The following is an 18,673-nucleotide window of genomic DNA, read 5'->3' as shown; positions in this document are numbered from 1 at the left end:
GACCATGCGATCAGCCCGCCTTGATATGGCCTTGGAAACCAAGGTCTTTACGCCGCCGCCCGAGGGCGACATTGCCATTTATCGCCCGCGTGAGGGCGATGATTTTGCCGCCCTGTCGATCAGCCGGGCCCAGATCGTGACGGGGTTTCGCCCCGATGCCGACTGGTTCTCGGCCCGCGGCTATCGGATGGGCAACGGCCTGCCCTATGCGGCGGCACTGGTGTGCTTGCCCCGGTCACGCGATGCCGCCCGCGCCACAGTGGCCCGCGCCATGGCCGAGGTCACGCCGGGTGGCCCGGTGGCCATCGACGGGCAAAAGACCGATGGCATCGACAGCATGCTAAAGGATTGCCGGGCCTTGGGTTTGCAGGTGGCTGGCCCCCTGTCCAAGGCGCATGGCAAGATTTTCGTGGTGCAGGCTGGCCCCGCCCTGCATGGCTGGGAAGCCAAGCCCCATCTGATCGAGGGGGGCTTTCAAACCGTGCCCGGCGTCTTTTCTGCCGATGGCCCCGACCGGGGGTCGGTGCTGCTGGCGGCGGCCTTGCCGGAAAAGCTGGGGGCACGGGTGATTGACCTTGGTGCTGGCTGGGGCTTTCTGTCGCGCCATATTCTGGAACGCCCCTCGGTGACCGAACTTGATGTGGTCGAGGCCGAGCATGATGCGCTGGATTGCGCGCGCGCCAATCTGGGCGAAGATGCGCGGGTGCGCTTTCATTGGGCCGATGCGCGCAGCTTCAAGCCGCTGCGCCCGGCCCATTCGGTGGTGATGAACCCCCCGTTCCACACCGCGCGTGAGGCAGACCCCGGCCTTGGCCTTGCCTTTTTGCGGGCGGCTGCGGGCATGTTGGTGCCAGATGGCACCCTGTGGCTGGTGGCGAACCGGCACTTGCCCTATGCTGCCGCCTTGCCCACGCTGTTCCGGCAGGTGGAAGATATTGGCGGCGATTCCGCTTTTCGGCTGACCCGTGCCAGCCACCCGATCAAGACGCGCTGACCAAAGGACTGCTGACATGTCGTTTTCGATTACTGGCAAGACCGCCATCGTGACGGGGGCAGCCAAGGGCATTGGTCTGGCCGTGGCGCGGCATTTTCTGGCCAAGGGCGCGAATGTGATGTTCGCCGATATTGACGAACCGGCGCTAGAGGCCGCTGTCGGCGAAGAGGCGCGGGCAGAGCGCGCCGCGCGGATGTTTGCGGGCGATTTGCGGCAAAAGCTGACGATTGCCAACCTGCTTTCGGCCACCATTGATGCCTTTGACCGGGTGGATATTCTGGTCAATGCCAGCCGTCGTTGGGCCACGTCTGATCCGCTGAACCCCGAGGAAGACGCGGTTGAAAACCTGTGGCAAGAGAATGTGCTGACCAGCCTGCGCCTGTCGCAGATGACGGCGCGGCGGATGATTGCGCAGGCCGAGAAACAGGGCACCGAAGGCCCGATTGGCACGATCATCAACCTGTCGTCGATTGCCGGGTGCCATACCCAGCCCGAACTTTTGGCCTATTCGATGTCATCCGCCGCGGTTGAGCAGATGACCCGCACGCTGGCCGTGGCCCTTGCGCCCAAGGGGATACGCGTCAACGCATTGTCGTTTGGTTCAGTCATGAGCGCCAGCCTGCAAGCGGCCCTGAAAGACGCGCCCGAGAGCCGGGCCGCGATTGTCGGCGGCACCCCCTTGGGCCGGATCGCGGCGCCGGACGAACTGGCCGAAACCATGCAGTTTCTGGCCTCGGATGCGTCAAGTTTCATGACCGGGCAGGTGCTTTCGGTCGATGGGGGGCGCAGCTTGCTGGACCGGGTGACTGTTCCGGCCTATTGATCGCTATTCCGGGTAGGTCGCCTTGCACTGGGCGATTGCCGGCGTGGCGGCCCGCATCAGATCGGCCCGTTTTTCCTGCAATCCGGCCAGCGTTTCCCGTTCATCCGCCAGATTGATGGCTTTGGGGCGCTTGACGGTTTCCGGTTCATCGTCAAGGCACATCTGGGGCCGTGGGGGGATTGCGCCCTCGGGCAGGGCGACTGTGGGTTGTCTGGGGCAGGCCACCCAGCGGGTGCGCCAGACCGTGACCTCTTCGATCGCATAGCCACGATCCAGATTCGCCTGCGTTTCGGCAATCAGCCGTTCAACCGTGCGCAGATCGCGTGTTTCGCGCTGGATGCAGCGTTCTTGTGGGGTGCCGCATCCAAGCAAGAGCAGCGGGAGAAGAATGAGGCCGCGGGTCATGGGCTTTCCTTTTGTTGGGGCAAGTATAGCAAGGCCATCGGCAAATGCCATGTTGGCGTAGGGCTTTGGCGGTGTTACGCATGGCCCAAAGCCCAAGGAGGAACCGCCCCGATGACCGAGGATTTCGACGCCCGCAAAACCCGTGCTGCCGGTTGGTTTTGCAGTCTGCGTGACCAGATCGTGGCCGCATTTGAGGCGTTGGAAACCCGCCAAGACCCTGAAAACGCTGGCCGTTTTGAAGTGACGCCCACCAGCCGCGCCGATGGTGGTGGGGGGGGGATCATGTCGGTGATGCGGGGGGGTGTGGTCTTTGAAAAGGTCGGGGTGAACTGGTCCGAAGTGCATGGCACCCTGGGCGCGCGCGCACAAAAGGCGATGGCCGCGCGGGGGGTGCCGGGGATGGACAGCGACCCGCGCTTTTGGGCCAGTGGAATCAGTCTTGTGGCCCATATGCAGAACCCGCATTGCCCGGCTGTTCACATGAACACCCGCATGTTCTGGACGCCCCATGCCTGTTGGTTTGGGGGTGGGGCCGACCTGAACCCGGCGCTGGAATATGACGAGGATACGGTGCATTTCCATGCCCAGATGCAGCAGGCCTGCGATGCGCATGACGAAAATTATTACGCAAAATTCAAGGCTTGGGCGGATGAATACTTTTTCGTGCCGCATCGGGGTCGGGCGCGTGGGGTGGGGGGGATCTTTTATGATGACCTGCACACCGGTGATTGGGAGGCGGATTTTGCCTTTACCCAAGATGTGGGCCGCGCCTTTTTGCCCGCCTTTCTGCCGGTTACGGAACGGCGGCTGAACACGCCCTGGACCGAGGCGGATCGCGAGGCGCAATTGGTGCATCGCGGGCTTTATGCGGAATACAACCTTGTCTATGACCGTGGCACCAAGTTCGGGCTGGAAACCGGGCATGATGCCAATGCGGTGCTGATGAGCCTGCCGCCCATTGCAAAATGGACGTAGATTTATCGTAGTGTTCGCTTGGTTTTTGCGTGGTGCATCCGTGTCACGCGATTTTCGCACAATGGGCGCGGGTGACAGGGTGATCTGTGCGCAGCGCAAAGATGCAAAGGAAGCCTGTGATGGCCGATATCGTGGTGAAAGCGGCCTATGGCAGCGTGGTCGAAGATGATGAGGACGGGTTCCTGTTCATCGGTTTTGCCCAAGGCGAGGATGAGGACGAACCCTATGTGCTGTTTCGTCAGGCGCTGACTGGCGGGCCGATCTGGTTTGAAGCGGGCGACGAGTCCTTGGGGGCCGAGGATGCCGTCGCGCAGGTGACGCGGACGGACAAGGGCCTGGACATCAGCATTCGGCCCGAAGCGGTGGCACATATCGGCTGGGCCAAAGTGGTGTCGGTTCGCATCGGCCCCGACTGCGAGGACGCAGACGAAACGGTTGCCGCCTTGCGCGAGATGCTGGGCCAGATGTTCGTGGGCTGACAGGGCTGACAGGGCTGACAGGGCCGCCGGGCGCGGGGGGGCAGTTTACGCCCCGCGCACCGTATCAATCATCAGTTGCACGTTGTCGGGGTTGGCATCCGGGGTGATGCCGTGGCCCAGGTTAAAGATATGGGGGCCGTTGCGGAAGGCCTGCACCACGCGGCGGGTGGCGTCGATCAGATCTTGCCCGCCGGTGACCATATGGTGCGAGGCAAGGTTGCCCTGCACACAGCCATCTTTCTGCACATTCTGCGCCGCCCATTCGGGCGTGACCGAATTGTCGATCGCCACGCAATCGGCACCAGTTTTCTTTGCAAAGCCGATATAGCCATTCCCTGCCTCACGCGGGAAGGCGATGATGGGCAGGCCGGGGTGGCGGGCTTTCAGCTCGGCGATGATGCGGGCGGCGGGTTTGACGGCGAAATCTTCGAAATCATCGCCTTTCAGCGAGCCGGCCCAGGAATCGAACAGCTTGACCACCTCGGCCCCGGCCTGAACCTGGGCTGACAGATATTCGATGGTCGCCTCTGTCAGGCGGTCGATCAGGGCCTGAAAGGTGGCGCGGTCGGTGTTCTTGACGGCATGGGCGGGGGCCTGATCGGGGGTGCCGCGACCTGCGGTCATATAGGTGGCCACGGTCCAAGGCGCGCCGGCAAAGCCGATCAGCGTGGTGTCGCGTGGCAGTTCGCGCGACAGGATGCGCACCGTTTCATAGACCGGCGACAGGGTATCGTGAATCGCCTCGGTCGGCTTCAGCGCCTTGACCTGATCCATGGTGGTGGTGGTTTCCATACGCGGGCCTTCGCCCTCGGCAAACCAGAGCTTGGGGCCAAGCGCCTGCGGCAGCAAAAGGATGTCGGCAAACAGGATGGCCGCATCAAAGCCATAGCGGCGGATCGGTTGCAGCGTCACCTCGGCGGCCAGATCAGGGTTATAGCACAGCGACAAAAAGTCGCCCGCCTGGGCGCGGGTGGCGCGGTATTCGGGCAGGTAGCGGCCTGCCTGACGCATCATCCAGATTGGCGGCGTGGCTAGGGTTTCGCCGGCAAGTGCGCGCAGGATGGTCTTTTTCGTCATCGGATGCTCCTTTCCCCCATGCGTCCTTTGCCGGGCGGGCAATGTCAAGCGTTGTCAGGCCATCGTGACAGTTGTATGGCTTTGGGATGATGCAAAACCTTCCCTCGCCCGCCGCCCCGCTGAAGATTGGAACCCGTGGATCGCCCCTTGCGCTGTGGCAGGCGCATGAGGTGCGGCGCTGTCTTATGGCGGCCTTTGACCTGCCCGAAGCGGCGTTTGACATCGTGGTGATCAAGGTCACCGGCGACCAGATTCTGGACAAGGCGCTGAAAGAGATCGGCGGCAAGGGTTTGTTCACCCGCGAGATCGAGGAGGCGCTGCTGGAGGGTGGCATCGATATTGCGGTGCATTCGATGAAGGATATGCCGACGGTGCAGCCCGATGGTCTGGTGCTGGACTGCTATCTGCCGCGCGAAGATGTGCGCGATGCCTTTGTGTCGCCCCATGTGGCGCGGTTGGCCGATTTGCCCGAGGGGGCTGTGGTTGGATCGTCAAGCCTGCGGCGGCGGGCGCAGTTGCGGCTGCGGCGGCCTGATCTGCGGTTGGTCGAATTCCGCGGCAATGTGCAGACGCGGATGAAAAAGCTGGAAGATGGCGTTGCGGTGGCCACGTTTCTGGCGATGGCGGGGCTGAACCGGCTGGGCATGGCGCATGTGGCGCGGTCGGCCATTGCGCCCGAGGACATGTTGCCCGCTGTGGCGCAGGGGGCCATCGGGGTGGAACGGCGGCTGGCCGATGATCGGGTGGCGGCGCTGCTGGCGGCGGTGCATGACCGCGATACGGGCATTCGGCTGGGGGCGGAACGGGCGTTTCTGGCGCGGCTGGACGGATCTTGTGAGACACCGATTGCCGGGTTGGCCGAGATTTCGGGCGGCACGATTCGTCTGCGGGGTGAGATTTTGCGCCCCGATGGTTCGGAATCGATCGCCGGAGAGCGGCATGGGCTGATTTCGGATGCGGCTGATCTGGGGCAGGCCTTGGCGGATGAATTGCTGGCGCAGGCCCCTGCCGGTTTCTTTGACTGGCGCTGATGGCTGGCTTTGACGGATATGTGCTGACCTCGGACGAAAACGACGCGATTGCCGCACGGCTGCGGGCCGGGCATCAGCGGGTGCAGCGGGTGGATCTGCCCGGTGGGCGGGTGGTGTGGATCAAGCAGGTAGAGCGTCTGCACGGTCTGTTGCGGTGGCAAAAGGGCGATCCGGCCAAGGGGTTTCTGGCCGAACGCGCGGCGATCCGGGCCTTGGATGCGGCAGGGTTGCCGGGGCCCGTGCTGTTGGACGAGGGGCCAGAGCATATGGTTCTGGCCGATGCGGGGCCGAATCTGGAACATCTGCTGGCGCAGGGCGCGTGGCCGCATGAGGCTGCGCAGCGGGCCTTTGTGGCTGTGGGGGCGGCTTTGGCGGCGGTGCACCGGGCGGGATATGCCCATGGCAGGCCGGCGCTGCGGGATTTCTGCTGGGCCGAGGGCCGGCTGACGATGATTGATCTGGAGCGGTTCAAGGCCCGGCGGCGGCGGTTGCGGACGCAGGCGCTGGATGTGGTGATCTTTGTGCACAGCTGGTTTGCCCGCCGCAATGGCAAGGAGGGGCAGACGGATTTGCTGGACCTTGCGTTGCGGTTGTATCGGGCGTCGGCACCCTTGGGCGCGTGGCAGGCGATAGAGTCCTGGGCGCGGCTGTTGGTGCCGCTTGCGCCGCTGGCGCGGCTGGTGCTGCGGTTTCGCCCCCATTCGCGTGAGGTGCGGGCACTGGTCTGGTCGCTGGACTATCTGGCGCGGCTGGACGATCCGGCCTGATCAGACGGCTGGGTCAGGTGGCCGGGTCAGGTGGGTTGCGCAAAGGGCCTGCGGGCATCCAGCCACCACAGTGCCACGGCCCCGGTCAGGGCGACACCGCCCCCGATCAGGGCCACAAGGGCATAGCCGCCAAGGGCGGTGCCGATGGTAAAGGCGATGGCCGCGAACACATCGCCCACCAGTTTTTGCAGGGCGATAAGTGCGGCGGCGGTGCCGGGTTGGGTGGCCAGCAGATCCTGATAATAGGAAATCGGCAAGACCAGCATGGCCGTGCCACCAAGCCCCGCCACCAGCGTCATGCCCCAGATCGCGGGGGTGGGGGCCAGGACCGGCATGAAGACAAGGTGGCAGATATACAGCGCGGTGCCGATCAGGATCAGGCGGGCGCGCGGAATATGCGCCAGATAGCGCGGCATCAGCAGCATGAAGGGCACCTCGCAGCCCGCGACAAGGCCGACATAGAGCGCCACATCCGATGGCCCCCGACCTGCGGCCTGTTCAAAGATCAGCGAGACCAGAACCATATAGAGGATGCCGGACGAGGCGACGGCCCCCAGACACAGCAGCCGCAGCGACACCATGGGCCGGGCAAGTTGTGCCAGCGCGCGCGAGAGTTTGAGGCCCGAGGGTCTGTCGGCCCATGTGGTTTGCCCGTCGCGCGGCCAAAAGCCCAGGATCAGCGCCACCAGCGTAAGGCTGGCCAGCGCGCCGCTGAGATAGACGGCCATCACATCAACCCCGGCGGCAAAGGCAAAGGTCCAGAACACCAGCATGGCCAGAAACATCACCGACATCGCGGCGCGGATGGTGGCCTGAATGCCCTCTCGGTGCTGGGGGTGGGGGCCAGAGGCAAGGCGGTTGAGCGCGAAGGTCTGGCCAAAGACCGACGTGCCCACAGGCAGCAGCACTCCGTTGGCGATGACAAAGGTCAGGGCATTGGGCTGCATCAGCATCAGGGCCGCCCCGGCAAGGCCAAAGCTGGCTGTCACCAGCGCGATCTGGCGGCGGTTGGCGCGTTGGTCAGACAGGATACCGACATAGACCGAGGTGGTGACCGCCACAGCCGAGGCCAGCACCATGACGGCGGCAAAAGCCGCATGGGAAAGGCCGATCCTCTCGATCCCGATCAGGCTTTGATAGGGCATGATCGAAGCATTCACGCAGCCGACAAGGCCGATCACGGCGGCCAGCAGGCGAAAGATCGGCAGGGTCAGCACAAGGCGCAGGGCTGTCATTCTGATTGGCCTGACGGGATGACCTTGCCGGGGTTCATCAGGTTTTGCGGATCAAGGGCGGCTTTGATCGCGCGCATCACATCAAGCGCAACGGGTGATTTGCGCCGCGCCATCGAGGGCAGTTTTGACAGGCCGACGCCATGTTCGGCAGAAAAGCTGCCCGACAGGTCTTGCACCACATCTTCGATCAGGGCGGTGATGCGGTCGATCTGGTCGGGTGCGGCCTGGCTGGGGGTGGGAAAGACGGTGACATGCAGGTTGCCATCCCCCAGATGGGCCACGACCAATGTGCTGGCGCCGGGGTCGATGGCGGGCAGGCGGGCATCAAGCGCGGTCAGAAAATCCTGGGCACGGTCCAAGGGGACGGCGATGTCGGTATCAATGAAGGGTTTGACGGCAAAGGTGATTTCCGCCGCAGCCTCGCGCCGTGCCCACATCGCGCTGCGCTGGGCCTCGGTCTGGGCAATGACGGCATCCTGGATCAGCCCTTGGTCCAGCGCCTGGGCAAGGGTGGTTTGCAGCAGGGTCGTCAGTGGCACAGTGCCATCGGGCAGCGCTGTCGTCAGATCGGGGGCCGTGGCCCCCAGTTCGACAAGGATGGTGACCGGGGGGATGGTGGCAAAGGGCTGGCCCAGATCGGGGCGCACCTGTTGCAGGCGCTGGCTATAGCTGGCGGGCATGAATTCGAACGCCTCGACCAGACCGCCTGTCGTCTCTTGCAACTGGTTCAGCACGGTCAGCGCATCGGTCAGCCGGGTCAGGGCAAGGCTGGCGGTGGCATGGGCGCGCGGGGCGGGCACCAGTTTCACCACGGCGGCGGTGATGATGCCAAGCGTGCCCTCGGCCCCGATGAACAGGTCTTTCAGATCATAGCCCGAGTTGTCTTTGTGCAATTCCGACATCAGGTTCAGGATGCGGCCATCGGCCAGAACCACCTCAAGCCCCAGGCACAGGCTGCGGGTCGAGCCATAGCGCAGCACATTGGACCCGCCCGCATTGGTGGACAATGCGCCGCCGATCATGGCCGAGCCTTTGGCCCCGAACCACAGCGGAAAGTAAAGGCCATGCTGCGCGGCGGCCTGATGCAGCGCGGAGAGGATCACGCCAGCATCGACATGGGCGGTGCGCGCCGCCGGGTTGACGCGGTGGATACGGTTCAGCCGTTCCAGGCTGATCATCAGGCCACCGTTGGTATAGGTGGCCCCGGTCAGGCCGGTGTTGCCGGAAACGGGCACCACCGGGATGCCATGCTGGCTGGCCAGTCGCAGGCAGGCCGCGACCTGTTCGGTATTGGCGGGGCGGGCAACGGCACAGGGCTGTGCGGTGTATTTGCCTGTCCAGTCGTGGGTGTAGCGGTCGGTATCGGGGCCGGTCAGCACATGGGCTGCCCCCAGAAGCGGGATCAGGTCGGCCAGCAGGGCAGTGGGGTGCAGCGTCATCGGGACATCCTTGGTCGCGCCACAGGAGTGGACCCAATGGCGCGACCCCGCAAGGGGCAGAATGTGACGGTTACAAACCGGGGGTCACTGCACTTTTTGGGCCAGTTCCAGAAGGTGGGGGCCCAGATTGGCGGCGATGATGCGCACGCCTTCGGCATTGGGGTGGATGCCATCGGGTTGCATGAAGGGTTGCAGGGCCGCCGGGTCGGTGGCCTCGGGCGCCAGAAGGCCGAAAAAGCTGTCGATATGCAGTGCGCCGTATTGGGTGGCAAGGTCGGGATAAAGGCGGTCGAAGCTTTCCTTGTAGTCGGGGCCGAAATTGCCGGGTGCCTTCATGCCGACCAGCAAGACCGGCAGGCCGCGGGTCTGCGCCTCGGCCAGAATGCCGTCGATGCTGGTGCGGGTGGTGGCGGGGGGCAGGCCGCGCAGCAGATCATTGCCGCCCAGGATGACCATCATGGCATTGATCGTCGGATCCAGCGACCAGGCAAGCCGTGACAGCCCGCCAGCCGATGTATCGCCCGAAACGCCCGCGTTGACCACAGTCACCTCGGCCCCCTGTTCGGCCAGCCAGGCGTTCAGTTGCGGCACCAGGCCCTCTTGCTCGACCAGGCCATAACCGGCGGTCAGGCTGTCCCCCAGGGCCAAAATGCGCACAGGTTCGGCGAAAGCGGCGGAAACTGGTAACGCCAGCGTGAGGATAAGGTTGCGGGCGGCGCGCATTGCGCCATATCCGAGAGAAGCATTGAAAAAGGACGTTATCATGGATCAGACTGTTCTGGCGTTGCAGGGCGCGCGGCTGACATTGGCAGGCAATGCGGGGCCGGTCGAGATCTTGAAGGGCATTGATCTGGAGGTGAAGCGCGGTGAGACGCTGGGGCTGATCGGGCCATCTGGGTCGGGCAAGTCGTCTCTCCTGATGCTGATGGGCGGGCTGGAACGTGCCACCGGTGGGTCGGTCATTGCACTGGGGCAAGACATGACAGCGATGGACGAAGACCAGCTGGCCCGCTTTCGTAGGGGGAATATGGGGGTTGTGTTCCAATCTTTCCACCTGATCCCGACAATGACCGCCTTGGAAAACGTCGCGGTGCCCCTGGAACTGGCCGGGGTGGCCGATGCCTTTGACCGGGCCGAGGCCGAACTGACCGCCGTGGGGCTGGGGTCGCGGATGAACCATTACCCCACCCAGATGTCGGGGGGCGAGCAGCAACGGGTGGCCTTGGCCCGTGCGGCGGCACCCCGCCCGGCGCTGTTGCTGGCGGATGAGCCGACGGGCAATCTGGATGGGGTGAACGGTCAGGCGATCATGGATCTGCTGTTTGGTCTGCGCGACCGGCATGGCGCGACACTGGTTCTGGTGACCCATGCGCCGGAACTGGCCGAGCGTTGTGACCGCGTGGTGCGGCTGGCCGATGGCCGGATTGCGGGCGATGTGCGGGCCAAGAAGGCGGCAGCAGAATGAGCGATCTTTCCCTTGCCTGGCGTCTGGCGCGGCGCGAATTGCGTGGGGGCCTCAAGGGCTTTCGCATCTTTCTGGCCTGCCTTGCGCTGGGCGTGATGGCGATTGCCGGGGTGGGCATGGTGCGCGCCGCGATCGAGGCCGGATTGAAAGATCAGGGGGCGATCCTGCTGGGCGGCGATGCGCAGATGGAATTCACCTATCGCTTTGCGACCGAGGAGGAGCGCGCCTATATGGCGGGCATTGCCACCGGGGTTTCCGAGGTGGTCGATTTCCGCTCGATGGCAGTGGTGGGCGATGAGACGGCGCTGACGCAGGTCAAATCTGTTGATCCGGCCTATCCGTTGCTGGGCGCGGTGGAACTGGACCCGCCGATGACCTTGGCGCAGGCCTTTGCCCCGGTGGAGGGCGTGCCCGGCGCGGTGCTGGACCGTGTGCTGGTGGACCGGTTGGGGCTGGAGATTGGCGGCACGTTCCGCATGGGGGTGCAGGCGTTTCGGCTGAGTGCGGTCTTGGTGCGCGAACCTGACAGCGCCACCCAAGGCTTTACGCTGGGGCCGCGCACCATGGTGCTGACCAGCGATCTGGCGCAATCGGGGCTGATTGGGCCGGGGTCGTTATATGAAACCGAATACCGGCTGATGCTGCCGCCGGGCACTGATCTGGCGGCAGCCGAGGCCGCGGCCGAGGCGCGGCTGGGCGATGTGGGGATGCGCTGGCAAGACAGCCGCCGCGCCACACCGGGGGTTGAACGCTTTGTCGATCGGATGGGATCGTTTCTGATCTTGGTCGGGCTGGCCGGATTGGCCGTGGGCGGCGTGGGCGTGTCGGCGGCGGTGCGCGCCTATCTGGAGGGCAAGATCAGCACCATTGCCACGCTGAAGACGCTGGGGGCCGAGGGCGGGATGATTTTCCGCATCTATCTGTTGCAGATTGCCGTGCTGGCCGGGATTGGCGTGGTGATCGGCTTGGTGCTGGGGGCGGGTCTGCCGTTGCTGCTGGCGCCGGTGATCACCGCTGTCTTGCCGCTGCCGGTGGTGTTTGCGCCCTATCCCTTGCCATTGATCGAGGCGGGCTTTTACGGGCTGGTGACGGCCTTCCTGTTCACGCTGTGGCCGCTTGCGCGCACGCGGTCGGTGCGGGCGGCGGCGCTGTATCGCGGGGCCGGGCGGGAAGGCTGGGCCGGGTGGCCCGCGGCCTTTGCCGTGCTGGTGCTGCTGGCCCTGTTGGTGGGGGGCGCCGTGCTGTTTTCGGGCGTGCCCGAACTGGCCTTGGGGTCTGCCGCGGGTGTGGCCGGGGCCTTGCTGGTGCTGGCCCTCGCCGCCTATGGCCTGCGCCGTGGGGCGGGGCGTCTGGCGCGCGCCAAGCTGGCGCGGGGCCGGGTGGCGCTGCGTCTGGCGCTGTCGGCGATTGGCGGGCCACGGGCCGAGGCAACCTCGGTCGTGCTGTCGCTGGGGCTGGGGCTGTCGGTGCTGGCGGCCGTGGGGCAGATTGATGCCAACCTGCGCGCGGCAATTCAGACCGATCTGCCCGACAAGGCACCGTCGTTCTTTTTCGTCGATATCCAGCCGGATCAGATTGACCCGTTTCTGGCCCGCTTGCAGGGGGATCCGGCGGTCAGCCGGGTGGACAGCGCGCCGATGTTGCGCGGTGTGGTGACCCAGATCAACGGGCGCAACGCGCGTGAGGTGGCGGGTGAGCATTGGGTGGTGCGGGGCGACCGTGGCGTGACCTATGCCGCCGCCCCCGATGAGCGCACCACGGTGACGGCGGGCGAATGGTGGCCTGCGGATTATGCCGGAGAACCGCAGGTCAGCTTTGCCGCCGAAGAGGCCGAGGAGATCGGCCTGAACCTGGGCGACACGGTGACGGTGAACATTCTGGGCCGCGACATCACGGCGACGATCACCAGCTTTCGGCAGGTTGATTTTTCAAGCGCCGGGATGGGCTTTGTGATGACCTTCAACCCGGCAGCCTTGCAAGGTGCCCCGCATACCCACATCGCCACCGTTTATGCCGAGCCAGAGGCCGAAGCGGCGATCTTGCGCGAGATTTCGCAGACCATGCCCAATGTCACGGCGGTGCGGGTGAAGGATGCGATCGACCGGGTGGCCGAGGCGCTGTCGGCGATTGCCACGGCCACGGCCTGGGCCGCAGCGGCGACCTTGTTGACGGGCTTTGTGGTGCTGATCGGCGCTGCCGCCGCCGGAGAGCGGGCCCGCGTCTATGAGGCGGCGGTGCTGAAAGTGCTGGGGGCCACGCGCGGCCGGATTCTGGCCAGTTTTGCCCTGCGTTCAGCCCTGATGGGGGCTGCCGCCGGCGTGGTGGCCATCGTGGCGGGGGGCATTGCCGGCTGGGCGGTGATGACCTTTGTCATGGAGGTGGATTATGTGTTCGAGCCGGTCTCGGCCATTGCCATCGTTCTGGGGGGGGTCTTGGCGACGCTGTTGGCCGGGCTGGCCTTTGCGCTGCGCCCCTTGGCGGTGCGTCCGGCGCAGGTGCTGCGATCCGCTGGTTAAGCGCGGCGAGCGCTGTTTGTGGTGCGCCAAAGGCAGGGGGCGCTGCCCCCTGTCGCGGGTTTCTGCGCAACCCGCTGACCCCCGGAGTATTGTGGCCAAGATGAAGGATGGGCGGAGGGGCGTATTCAGCCCAAGCCAAGGAGGCGGGGCAGATCGCCCATCCGGGTGAAGGGTATGGCGCCCTCTTGCGTCAACCTTGGGGCCGGGGTTTGTGCGGCATAGCCAAAGCAGCGCATTCCGGCGGCATGGGCGGCGCGGGCGCCTGTTGGGCTGTCTTCGATGACGATGGTGGTATCTGGGCGCGTGCCCAACTGGCGGGCGGCGTGAAGATAGAGGTCTGGGGCCGGTTTCGGCGCGACGAGGGTTTGGCCGGAATAGAGATGGCCGCGAAACCGCGCGATCAGGCCGGGGTGTTGGCCCAGGGTGATCTGCATCTTTTGATCTGATCCGTTCGAGCCGATGGCATAGGGAATGCCAGCCGCATCAAGCGCATCGAGGACGGTCAGCACCTCGGGCACAAGCGGGGTTCCGGTGGCAAGGTGGGTATAGAGCCGCTGGTAAAAGGTTTCGACCCAATCGGGCGGCAGGCTGGCCCCGGCGGCACGGGCGCGGCGGGCGACATCGGCCATGGTTCCGCCGAGGTAGTCTTGGGCAATCTGATCGTGGCTGAGTTGCAGGCCGTGTCGGGCGAAGTCTTCGACCAACAGATCAAAGGTCATCGCTTCGCTGTCGACGATCACGCCGTCGCAGTCAAAGATCACGGCGGCCGGGGGTATGGGCTGGGTCATGGGGTGGGGGTTGCGGCAGGGCCGGGGGACAGCAAGGTGACGACGGTATCGCCGTATTTGCGCTGATCGAGCTGATCAAAGCCCTGTGGGGGCAGGGGGGCGAGGCCCTCTTCCCAGACGATGATCGCACCCGGGGCCAGCCATTCGCCTGCGGCCAGAGAGGCCAGGGTCTTTTCGCCCAAGCCCATGCCATAGGGTGGATCGAGGAACACAAGGCTGTAGCCCGGGCCGCGGTTTGGCCCCATGCGGGTGGCATCGCGGCGCCAGACATCGGTCTGGCCCATGGCGCGCATCAGTTCGATATTGCGGCGCAGCAGCGCGCGTGAGGCGGTGCCGTCATCGACAAAGGCCACGCGGGCTGCGCCGCGCGACAGAGCCTCAAGCCCCAGAGCACCCGTTCCGGCAAAGAGATCAAGCACGCGGGCATCTTGCACCGGGTTGCCATAGCCGCCGTTGATCAGCAGGTTGAAAATCGCCTCGCGCACGCGGTCGGAGGTGGGGCGCAGATGCGCCTTGGCATCGCCTTCGCCCACCGGGGCCAGATGCAGGCCGCGCGATTTGCCGCCGATGATCCTCATTTCAGCAGGGCCTTGAGATCGGTCTCCGGGTTGGCGACGGCCGCGGGATCGGGTGATTTGCCCATGTCGATCAGGCGTTTGCCCACCATATAGGCGCGGGCGTCGTTCATGGCATCCAGCGCCAGCAGGCGGTCACCCTGATAATACCAGAACGATACGGACCCGCCCTGACCCGGGCGGGTGATGATGCGGTCATAGCCGGTGTTCAGCCCGGCGATCTGCAATTTGCAATCGTATTGATCTGACCAGAACCATGGCGCGGCGGTGTAGACCTTGCCCGCGCCAAGGATGTTTTCGGCCACCACTTCGGCCTGATCAATCGCATGGCCCACCGATTCCAGCCGAAGCCGCCCGCCCTGCCACGGGAATGACGCGCAATCGCCCGCCGACCAGACCTGCGGGGCCGAGGTGGCGCCGGTGGCATCGGTGGCGATGCCATTGTCGATGGCGATGCCTGCGGCCTGTGCCAGCGCGGTGTTGGGGGTGATGCCCACGCCCGCGATCACGAAATCGGCCGCAATCTCGCGCCCGTCTGACAGGCGTGCGCCCGTGACGTGGCTGTCGCCCAAGAGGCGGTCAAGGCCCGTGGATTCGAGGATGGTCACGCCGTGATCGCTGTGCAGGCGGCGGAAGTGGTCAGAGGTTTCGGGTGCGGCGACCCGTTGCAGGATGCGCGGGGCCAGTTCCAGAACGGTCACCTGCAACCCCAGTTTGGCGGCGACGGCTGCGGCCTCGAGCCCGATATAGCCGCCCCCCACGATCACCACACGGCGGCCTGCGATGAATTCGGGGCGCATCGCATCGACATCGGCAAGTGTGCGCACGGTATAGACGCCGGGAAGGTCGCCGCCGATGGCCGCGGGCAGGCGGCGGGCGGTGCTGCCGGTGGTCAGGGCCAGATGGTCATAGGCGATGGTCTTGCCGCCCAGCGTGACGGTCTTGGCCGTGGTGTCGATGGATTGGACGGGGTCGCCCAAGTGCAGGGTGATGCCCTGATCGGCCCAGAATTCGGGCGCGCGCAGCCACAGCCGTTCGGGGCCGATCTGGCCCATCAGATAGGCCTTGGACAGGGGGGGGCGCTGATAGGGGGGGCTTGGTTCGTCGCCAATCATCGTGATCGGCCCGGTGGCCCCAAGGCTGCGCAGTTTGGCGGCCAAGGCTGCACCCGCCTGTCCCGCCCCGACGATCACCACATGCATGGCTGTTTTCCCTCTGGTCGCTTGCCCGTCGGACCCTATAACCTTGGGCCAAGGAAACGCAACGCGAGAGGTATGAATCACAATGGCGATTTCAGTGGGCGACCGGCTGCCAGAGGCTGAATTGATCAAATTGGGCGAGGCTGGCCCCGAGGCGGTTTCGGTGACCGCATTGGCCAAGGGCCGCAAGATCGTGATTTTTGCCGTGCCGGGGGCCTTTACCCCCACCTGCCATTCGGCGCATGTGCCCAGCTTTGTGCGCAGCAAGGCCGGGTTTGATGGCAAGGGTGTGGACGAGATCATCTGTATCTCGGTGAACGATCCCTTTGTGATGAAGGCCTGGGGCGAGGCGACTGGGGCGACGGCTGCGGGGATTTCGATGCTGGCCGATGCCGACGCGGGGTTTACCAAGGCGCTTGGCCTTGATTTCACCGCCCCGCCGGTGGGCCTGATCGACCGGTCAAAGCGCTATGCGCTGTATGCCGAGGATGGGGTCGTCAAGACGCTGCATCTGGAAGAAAGCCCCGGTCAGTGCGAGATTTCGGGTGGTGAGGCGCTGTTGGCGGCGATCTGACGGCCGGGTATCGGGCTGGCAGGGTCAATACCTTGCCAGCTCATCCATCTTTTGGGCCAGATCCAGATCAAGCTGGCTAAGCCCATCGACATCATGGGTGGTCAGCACCACGGTGACGGTGCGATAGACATTCGACCATTCGGGATGGTGGTTCAGCTTTTCGGCCCAGATCGCCGCGCGGGTCATAAAGCCGAAAGCTTCGACAAAATTGCGAAAGAGATAGTCCTTGCGGATGGCGTCGCGGTCTTTTTCCTCGGCCCAGCCGGTGGCCAGCAGCGGCAACAGGGCCTTGCGGTCGGTCAGTTTCTTGGCGGGCATGGCCGGTCCTTTCAGGCTTGGGGTTCGGCAGACAGTTTTCGGAACGGGCCGTAACTCGTCAATACCTCAATATCTTCGTCCACGGCGCGGCGTTCGGCTTGCAGGTAATCGGCCACGGCGCGGCGGAACGACGGTTCGGCGATCCAGTGCAGGGAATGCACGGGTGTGGGCAGATAGCCGCGCGCCAGTTTGTGTTCGCCTTGTGCCCCCGCCTCGACCCTGTGCAGGCCATGGGTGATGGCCCAGTCGATGGCCTGATAATAGCACAGTTCAAAATGCAGGCAGGGGTGGTCCTCGATACAGCCCCAATAGCGGCCGAACAGCGTGTCGCGGCCAATGAAATTCAGCGCCCCGGCGACCGGGCGATCGCCATCGCAGGCCAGCACCAGCAGCATGTCATCGCGCATCGTCTGGTGCAGATGATCAAAGGCGCGGCGAGTCAGGTAGGGGGTGCCCCATTTGCGGGCGCCGGTGTCTTGATAGAACTGCCAGAACGCATCCCAGTGCCTGGGTTCGATGGCATCGCCGGTCAGGCACTGGATGGTCAGCCCGCTGGCCTGTGCCGTGGCGCGTTCCTTGCGGATGGTCTTGCGCTTGCGGCTGGACAAATCGGCCAGAAAATCCTCAAAGCTGCCATAGCCGCGGTTTTCCCAATGAAATTGCTGGGTGATGCGGTGCAGGGTGCCTTCGACGCCGGCCAGGGCCTCGGCCTCATCCGCGGTGCAAAAGGTGATGTGCAGCGAGGAGAGGCGGTTTTGCGCGGCCACGCCGATCAGCCCGCGCAACAGGGTTTCGCGGTGGTCATCGGGGCCCAGAAAGCGGCGGCCCGTGGCGGGGGTAAAGGGCACGGCGACCTGAAGTTTGGGGTAATAGCGCCCTCCGGCACGGGCGAAGGCATCGGCCCAGCCGTGGTCAAAGATGTATTCGCCCTGGCTGTGCGATTTCACATAAAGCGGTGTGGCGGCCAGAATGTCGCTGCCATCTTGCAGCACAAGCGGGCGTGCCGTCCAGCCGGTGCCGGTGCCGGTCGAGCCTGAGGCTTCGAGCGCGCTGAGGAAACGGTGGGTGGTGAACGGATCATGCGGGCGGCCGGTCGCCTGTTCGGGGGCGGCCAGCGCATCCCAGTCGGGGGCGGCGATGTCGGCCAGGCTGTCGCGCAGGATCAGGTCGGGCATGGTGTCCATGATGGGCAGGGGCTATCTGGCAAAGGTGACGCCCCCGGCCCCTGGGTCAAGATGCAGCCGCGGGAATTGCGGGCAGATAGCCTTCAAAGGTGACATTCCGTGCCACTTGCCGGGCCAGTGCCTCTTGCTGGGGCGAGCGGATTGTCCAGCACAGGATGTCGGCCCCCTGAGCCTGAAGCTGGGCCAGGCGGGGGCGGGCCAGATCATCGCCCTGATGGCTGAGGAAGCTGGCCCCGACGGCATCGTAATCGGGAATGTCGCGCAGCCGGTCGCAGGTGGCCGCAGGGACAGGGTGCCAGTCGTCGTAATCATAGCTGGAGGTCGTCAGCCCGCGCGGGGTGTCGGGCATCAGCCGCGCCATGTGGGCCACCATCGACGGATTGAACGACATCAGCGCCACGGGCCCGGTATAGCCCGCCAGTGCCGCCGCCGTGGCCCGTTCCAATGCGCCGTCGCTGTCAGACAGATCCAGCGTCTGGTCCTTCAATTCGATCAGCAGCGGCACACGGCCTGCAACGAGGTGCAGCACCTGCGCCAGTGTCGGGATCCGGTCGGTCGAACCGGTCAGCGTGATCTGGCCAAGCTGGGCCGCGCTGTGGCGGTTCAGGGGGCCATGGGCCGGGGTCAGGCGGTCAAGCTCTTCGTCGTGGAAGACCATGGCCACGCCATCAGACGACAGTTGCACGTCGATCTCGATGGCATAGCCTGCCGCGATGGCCGCAGCGATCGCAGCAGGCGCGTTTTCGATGCGCCCCTGCGCCCGGTCGTGCAAGGCCCGGTGTGCGATGGGAATACGCAGGAAATCGGGGGGCAGGGGCGCGCGCATCGG

Annotated in this window: 20 protein-coding genes; 9 read left to right on the top strand and 11 right to left on the bottom strand. The window is 65.1% G+C overall.

What is annotated here, in order from left to right; genetic code table 11:
- Positions 1-4: 4 nt before the first annotated feature.
- Together V3C85_RS16060 and V3C85_RS16055 are read left to right on the top strand one after the other, a co-directional pair.
- Positions 5-994: a class I SAM-dependent methyltransferase gene (locus V3C85_RS16060; RefSeq protein ID WP_331796368.1), complete on the top strand. Its 990-nt coding sequence runs from the start codon at positions 5-7 to the stop codon at positions 992-994.
- A 16-nt stretch (positions 995-1,010) separates the two neighbouring features.
- Positions 1,011-1,817: an SDR family NAD(P)-dependent oxidoreductase gene (locus V3C85_RS16055; protein ID WP_331796366.1), complete on the top strand. Its 807-nt coding sequence runs from the start codon at positions 1,011-1,013 to the stop codon at positions 1,815-1,817.
- Between the two features lie 3 nt (positions 1,818-1,820).
- Here V3C85_RS16055 and V3C85_RS16050 read toward each other — a convergent pair whose 3' ends face one another.
- Entirely contained in the window at positions 1,821-2,222 is a 402-nt protein-coding gene (locus V3C85_RS16050; protein ID WP_331796364.1) for a hypothetical protein, read from the bottom strand.
- 111 nt (positions 2,223-2,333) lie between these two features.
- Between V3C85_RS16050 and hemF the strand changes: the two genes are divergently transcribed.
- Entirely contained in the window at positions 2,334-3,197 is an 864-nt protein-coding gene (gene hemF / locus V3C85_RS16045; protein WP_331796363.1) for an oxygen-dependent coproporphyrinogen oxidase, read from the top strand.
- Between the two features lie 119 nt (positions 3,198-3,316).
- Positions 3,317-3,676, top strand: coding sequence for a hypothetical protein (locus tag V3C85_RS16040; RefSeq protein WP_331796361.1), 360 nt, complete (start codon positions 3,317-3,319; stop codon positions 3,674-3,676).
- A 45-nt stretch (positions 3,677-3,721) separates the two neighbouring features.
- On the opposite strand, the gene hemE is transcribed toward V3C85_RS16040, so the two are convergent.
- Complete coding sequence (gene hemE, locus V3C85_RS16035) at positions 3,722-4,753, bottom strand: uroporphyrinogen decarboxylase (protein ID WP_331796360.1); 1,032 nt, start codon at positions 4,751-4,753, stop codon at positions 3,722-3,724.
- A gap of 86 nt (positions 4,754-4,839) precedes the next feature.
- On the opposite strand from hemE, the gene hemC reads away from it, so the two are divergent.
- Entirely contained in the window at positions 4,840-5,784 is a 945-nt protein-coding gene (gene hemC / locus V3C85_RS16030; RefSeq protein WP_331796359.1) for a hydroxymethylbilane synthase, read from the top strand.
- Positions 5,784-6,551, top strand: coding sequence for a lipopolysaccharide kinase InaA family protein (locus tag V3C85_RS16025; RefSeq protein WP_331796357.1), 768 nt, complete (start codon positions 5,784-5,786; stop codon positions 6,549-6,551). The genes hemC and V3C85_RS16025 overlap by 1 nt, the downstream gene beginning before the upstream one ends.
- Positions 6,552-6,577: 26 nt before the next feature.
- On the opposite strand, the gene V3C85_RS16020 is transcribed toward V3C85_RS16025, so the two are convergent.
- The 3 genes from V3C85_RS16020 to V3C85_RS16010 form a co-directional block, all read right to left on the bottom strand.
- On the bottom strand, positions 6,578-7,786 hold the full coding sequence (locus tag V3C85_RS16020) for a hypothetical protein (RefSeq protein WP_331796355.1): 1,209 nt from the start codon (positions 7,784-7,786) through the stop codon (positions 6,578-6,580).
- Positions 7,783-9,225, bottom strand: a complete 1,443-nt coding sequence (locus V3C85_RS16015; RefSeq protein WP_331796353.1) for an FAD-binding oxidoreductase — start codon at positions 9,223-9,225, stop codon at positions 7,783-7,785. The genes V3C85_RS16020 and V3C85_RS16015 overlap by 4 nt, the downstream gene beginning before the upstream one ends.
- A gap of 84 nt (positions 9,226-9,309) precedes the next feature.
- A complete protein-coding gene (locus tag V3C85_RS16010; protein ID WP_331796352.1) occupies positions 9,310-9,990 on the bottom strand; it encodes an arylesterase in 681 nt (226 codons plus the stop codon).
- Here V3C85_RS16010 and V3C85_RS16005 point away from each other — a divergent pair.
- Together V3C85_RS16005 and V3C85_RS16000 are read left to right on the top strand one after the other, a co-directional pair.
- On the top strand, positions 9,989-10,690 hold the full coding sequence (locus V3C85_RS16005; RefSeq protein WP_331796350.1) for an ABC transporter ATP-binding protein: 702 nt from the start codon (positions 9,989-9,991) through the stop codon (positions 10,688-10,690). The genes V3C85_RS16010 and V3C85_RS16005 overlap by 2 nt on opposite strands.
- Positions 10,687-13,206, top strand: a complete 2,520-nt coding sequence (locus V3C85_RS16000; protein WP_331796349.1) for an ABC transporter permease — start codon at positions 10,687-10,689, stop codon at positions 13,204-13,206. Before V3C85_RS16005 ends, V3C85_RS16000 begins: the two co-directional genes overlap by 4 nt.
- Positions 13,207-13,331: 125 nt before the next feature.
- On the opposite strand, the gene V3C85_RS15995 is transcribed toward V3C85_RS16000, so the two are convergent.
- The 3 genes from V3C85_RS15995 to V3C85_RS15985 are packed head-to-tail and all read right to left on the bottom strand — an operon-like array spanning position 13,332 to position 15,771.
- Positions 13,332-13,994 (bottom strand): HAD family hydrolase, encoded by a 663-nt coding sequence (locus V3C85_RS15995; protein ID WP_331796348.1) that lies wholly within the window; start codon positions 13,992-13,994, stop codon positions 13,332-13,334.
- Entirely contained in the window at positions 13,991-14,572 is a 582-nt protein-coding gene (gene rsmD / locus V3C85_RS15990) for a 16S rRNA (guanine(966)-N(2))-methyltransferase RsmD (RefSeq protein WP_331796346.1), read from the bottom strand. The genes V3C85_RS15995 and rsmD overlap by 4 nt, the downstream gene beginning before the upstream one ends.
- Positions 14,569-15,771 carry an NAD(P)/FAD-dependent oxidoreductase gene (locus V3C85_RS15985; RefSeq protein WP_331796344.1) on the bottom strand — a complete coding sequence of 401 codons (1,203 nt, stop codon included), beginning with the start codon at positions 15,769-15,771 and terminating at the stop codon, positions 14,569-14,571. The genes rsmD and V3C85_RS15985 overlap by 4 nt, the downstream gene beginning before the upstream one ends.
- An 82-nt stretch (positions 15,772-15,853) precedes the next feature.
- Between V3C85_RS15985 and V3C85_RS15980 the strand changes: the two genes are divergently transcribed.
- Positions 15,854-16,342, top strand: coding sequence for a peroxiredoxin (locus V3C85_RS15980; RefSeq protein WP_331796342.1), 489 nt, complete (start codon positions 15,854-15,856; stop codon positions 16,340-16,342).
- A 24-nt stretch (positions 16,343-16,366) separates the two neighbouring features.
- Here the strand turns inward: V3C85_RS15980 and V3C85_RS15975 are convergent, their stop codons facing one another.
- From V3C85_RS15975 to V3C85_RS15965, 3 genes are read right to left on the bottom strand one after another with little or no spacing between them, the layout of a single operon-like run.
- The gene (locus tag V3C85_RS15975) at positions 16,367-16,660 is read right to left on the bottom strand and encodes a 4a-hydroxytetrahydrobiopterin dehydratase (RefSeq protein ID WP_331796340.1); all 294 of its coding nucleotides are present in this window, start codon (positions 16,658-16,660) and stop codon (positions 16,367-16,369) included.
- An 11-nt stretch (positions 16,661-16,671) separates the two neighbouring features.
- Positions 16,672-17,844, bottom strand: coding sequence for a GNAT family N-acetyltransferase (locus V3C85_RS15970; RefSeq protein ID WP_331796339.1), 1,173 nt, complete (start codon positions 17,842-17,844; stop codon positions 16,672-16,674).
- 46 nt (positions 17,845-17,890) lie between these two features.
- A complete protein-coding gene (locus V3C85_RS15965) occupies positions 17,891-18,670 on the bottom strand; it encodes a glycerophosphodiester phosphodiesterase family protein (protein ID WP_331796338.1) in 780 nt (259 codons plus the stop codon).
- Positions 18,671-18,673: the final 3 nt, after the last annotated feature.

The organism is Pseudotabrizicola sp. L79 (assembly GCF_036553525.1).
GTDB lineage: Bacteria > Pseudomonadota > Alphaproteobacteria > Rhodobacterales > Rhodobacteraceae > Pseudotabrizicola.
Note: the sequence above shows the minus strand (reverse complement) of the source record. Positions and strands in the feature narration are given on the sequence as shown.

What these genes read in the sequence shown, in the direction of transcription:
- V3C85_RS16060 (WP_331796368.1), top strand. Translation starts at nt 5, where the DNA reads ATGCGATCAGCCCGCCTTGATATGGCCTTGGAAACCAAGGTCTTTACG.
- V3C85_RS16055 (WP_331796366.1), top strand. Translation starts at nt 1,011, where the DNA reads ATGTCGTTTTCGATTACTGGCAAGACCGCCATCGTGACGGGGGCAGCC.
- V3C85_RS16050 (WP_331796364.1), bottom strand. Translation starts at nt 2,222, where the DNA reads ATGACCCGCGGCCTCATTCTTCTCCCGCTGCTCTTGCTTGGATGCGGC.
- hemF (WP_331796363.1), top strand. Translation starts at nt 2,334, where the DNA reads ATGACCGAGGATTTCGACGCCCGCAAAACCCGTGCTGCCGGTTGGTTT.
- V3C85_RS16040 (WP_331796361.1), top strand. Translation starts at nt 3,317, where the DNA reads ATGGCCGATATCGTGGTGAAAGCGGCCTATGGCAGCGTGGTCGAAGAT.
- hemE (WP_331796360.1), bottom strand. Translation starts at nt 4,753, where the DNA reads ATGACGAAAAAGACCATCCTGCGCGCACTTGCCGGCGAAACCCTAGCC.
- hemC (WP_331796359.1), top strand. Translation starts at nt 4,840, where the DNA reads ATGATGCAAAACCTTCCCTCGCCCGCCGCCCCGCTGAAGATTGGAACC.
- V3C85_RS16025 (WP_331796357.1), top strand. Translation starts at nt 5,784, where the DNA reads ATGGCTGGCTTTGACGGATATGTGCTGACCTCGGACGAAAACGACGCG.
- V3C85_RS16020 (WP_331796355.1), bottom strand. Translation starts at nt 7,786, where the DNA reads ATGACAGCCCTGCGCCTTGTGCTGACCCTGCCGATCTTTCGCCTGCTG.
- V3C85_RS16015 (WP_331796353.1), bottom strand. Translation starts at nt 9,225, where the DNA reads ATGACGCTGCACCCCACTGCCCTGCTGGCCGACCTGATCCCGCTTCTG.
- V3C85_RS16005 (WP_331796350.1), top strand. Translation starts at nt 9,989, where the DNA reads ATGGATCAGACTGTTCTGGCGTTGCAGGGCGCGCGGCTGACATTGGCA.
- V3C85_RS16010 (WP_331796352.1), bottom strand. Translation starts at nt 9,990, where the DNA reads ATGATAACGTCCTTTTTCAATGCTTCTCTCGGATATGGCGCAATGCGC.
- V3C85_RS16000 (WP_331796349.1), top strand. Translation starts at nt 10,687, where the DNA reads ATGAGCGATCTTTCCCTTGCCTGGCGTCTGGCGCGGCGCGAATTGCGT.
- V3C85_RS15995 (WP_331796348.1), bottom strand. Translation starts at nt 13,994, where the DNA reads ATGACCCAGCCCATACCCCCGGCCGCCGTGATCTTTGACTGCGACGGC.
- rsmD (WP_331796346.1), bottom strand. Translation starts at nt 14,572, where the DNA reads ATGAGGATCATCGGCGGCAAATCGCGCGGCCTGCATCTGGCCCCGGTG.
- V3C85_RS15985 (WP_331796344.1), bottom strand. Translation starts at nt 15,771, where the DNA reads ATGCATGTGGTGATCGTCGGGGCGGGACAGGCGGGTGCAGCCTTGGCC.
- V3C85_RS15980 (WP_331796342.1), top strand. Translation starts at nt 15,854, where the DNA reads ATGGCGATTTCAGTGGGCGACCGGCTGCCAGAGGCTGAATTGATCAAA.
- V3C85_RS15975 (WP_331796340.1), bottom strand. Translation starts at nt 16,660, where the DNA reads ATGCCCGCCAAGAAACTGACCGACCGCAAGGCCCTGTTGCCGCTGCTG.
- V3C85_RS15970 (WP_331796339.1), bottom strand. Translation starts at nt 17,844, where the DNA reads ATGGACACCATGCCCGACCTGATCCTGCGCGACAGCCTGGCCGACATC.
- V3C85_RS15965 (WP_331796338.1), bottom strand. Translation starts at nt 18,670, where the DNA reads ATGCGCGCGCCCCTGCCCCCCGATTTCCTGCGTATTCCCATCGCACAC.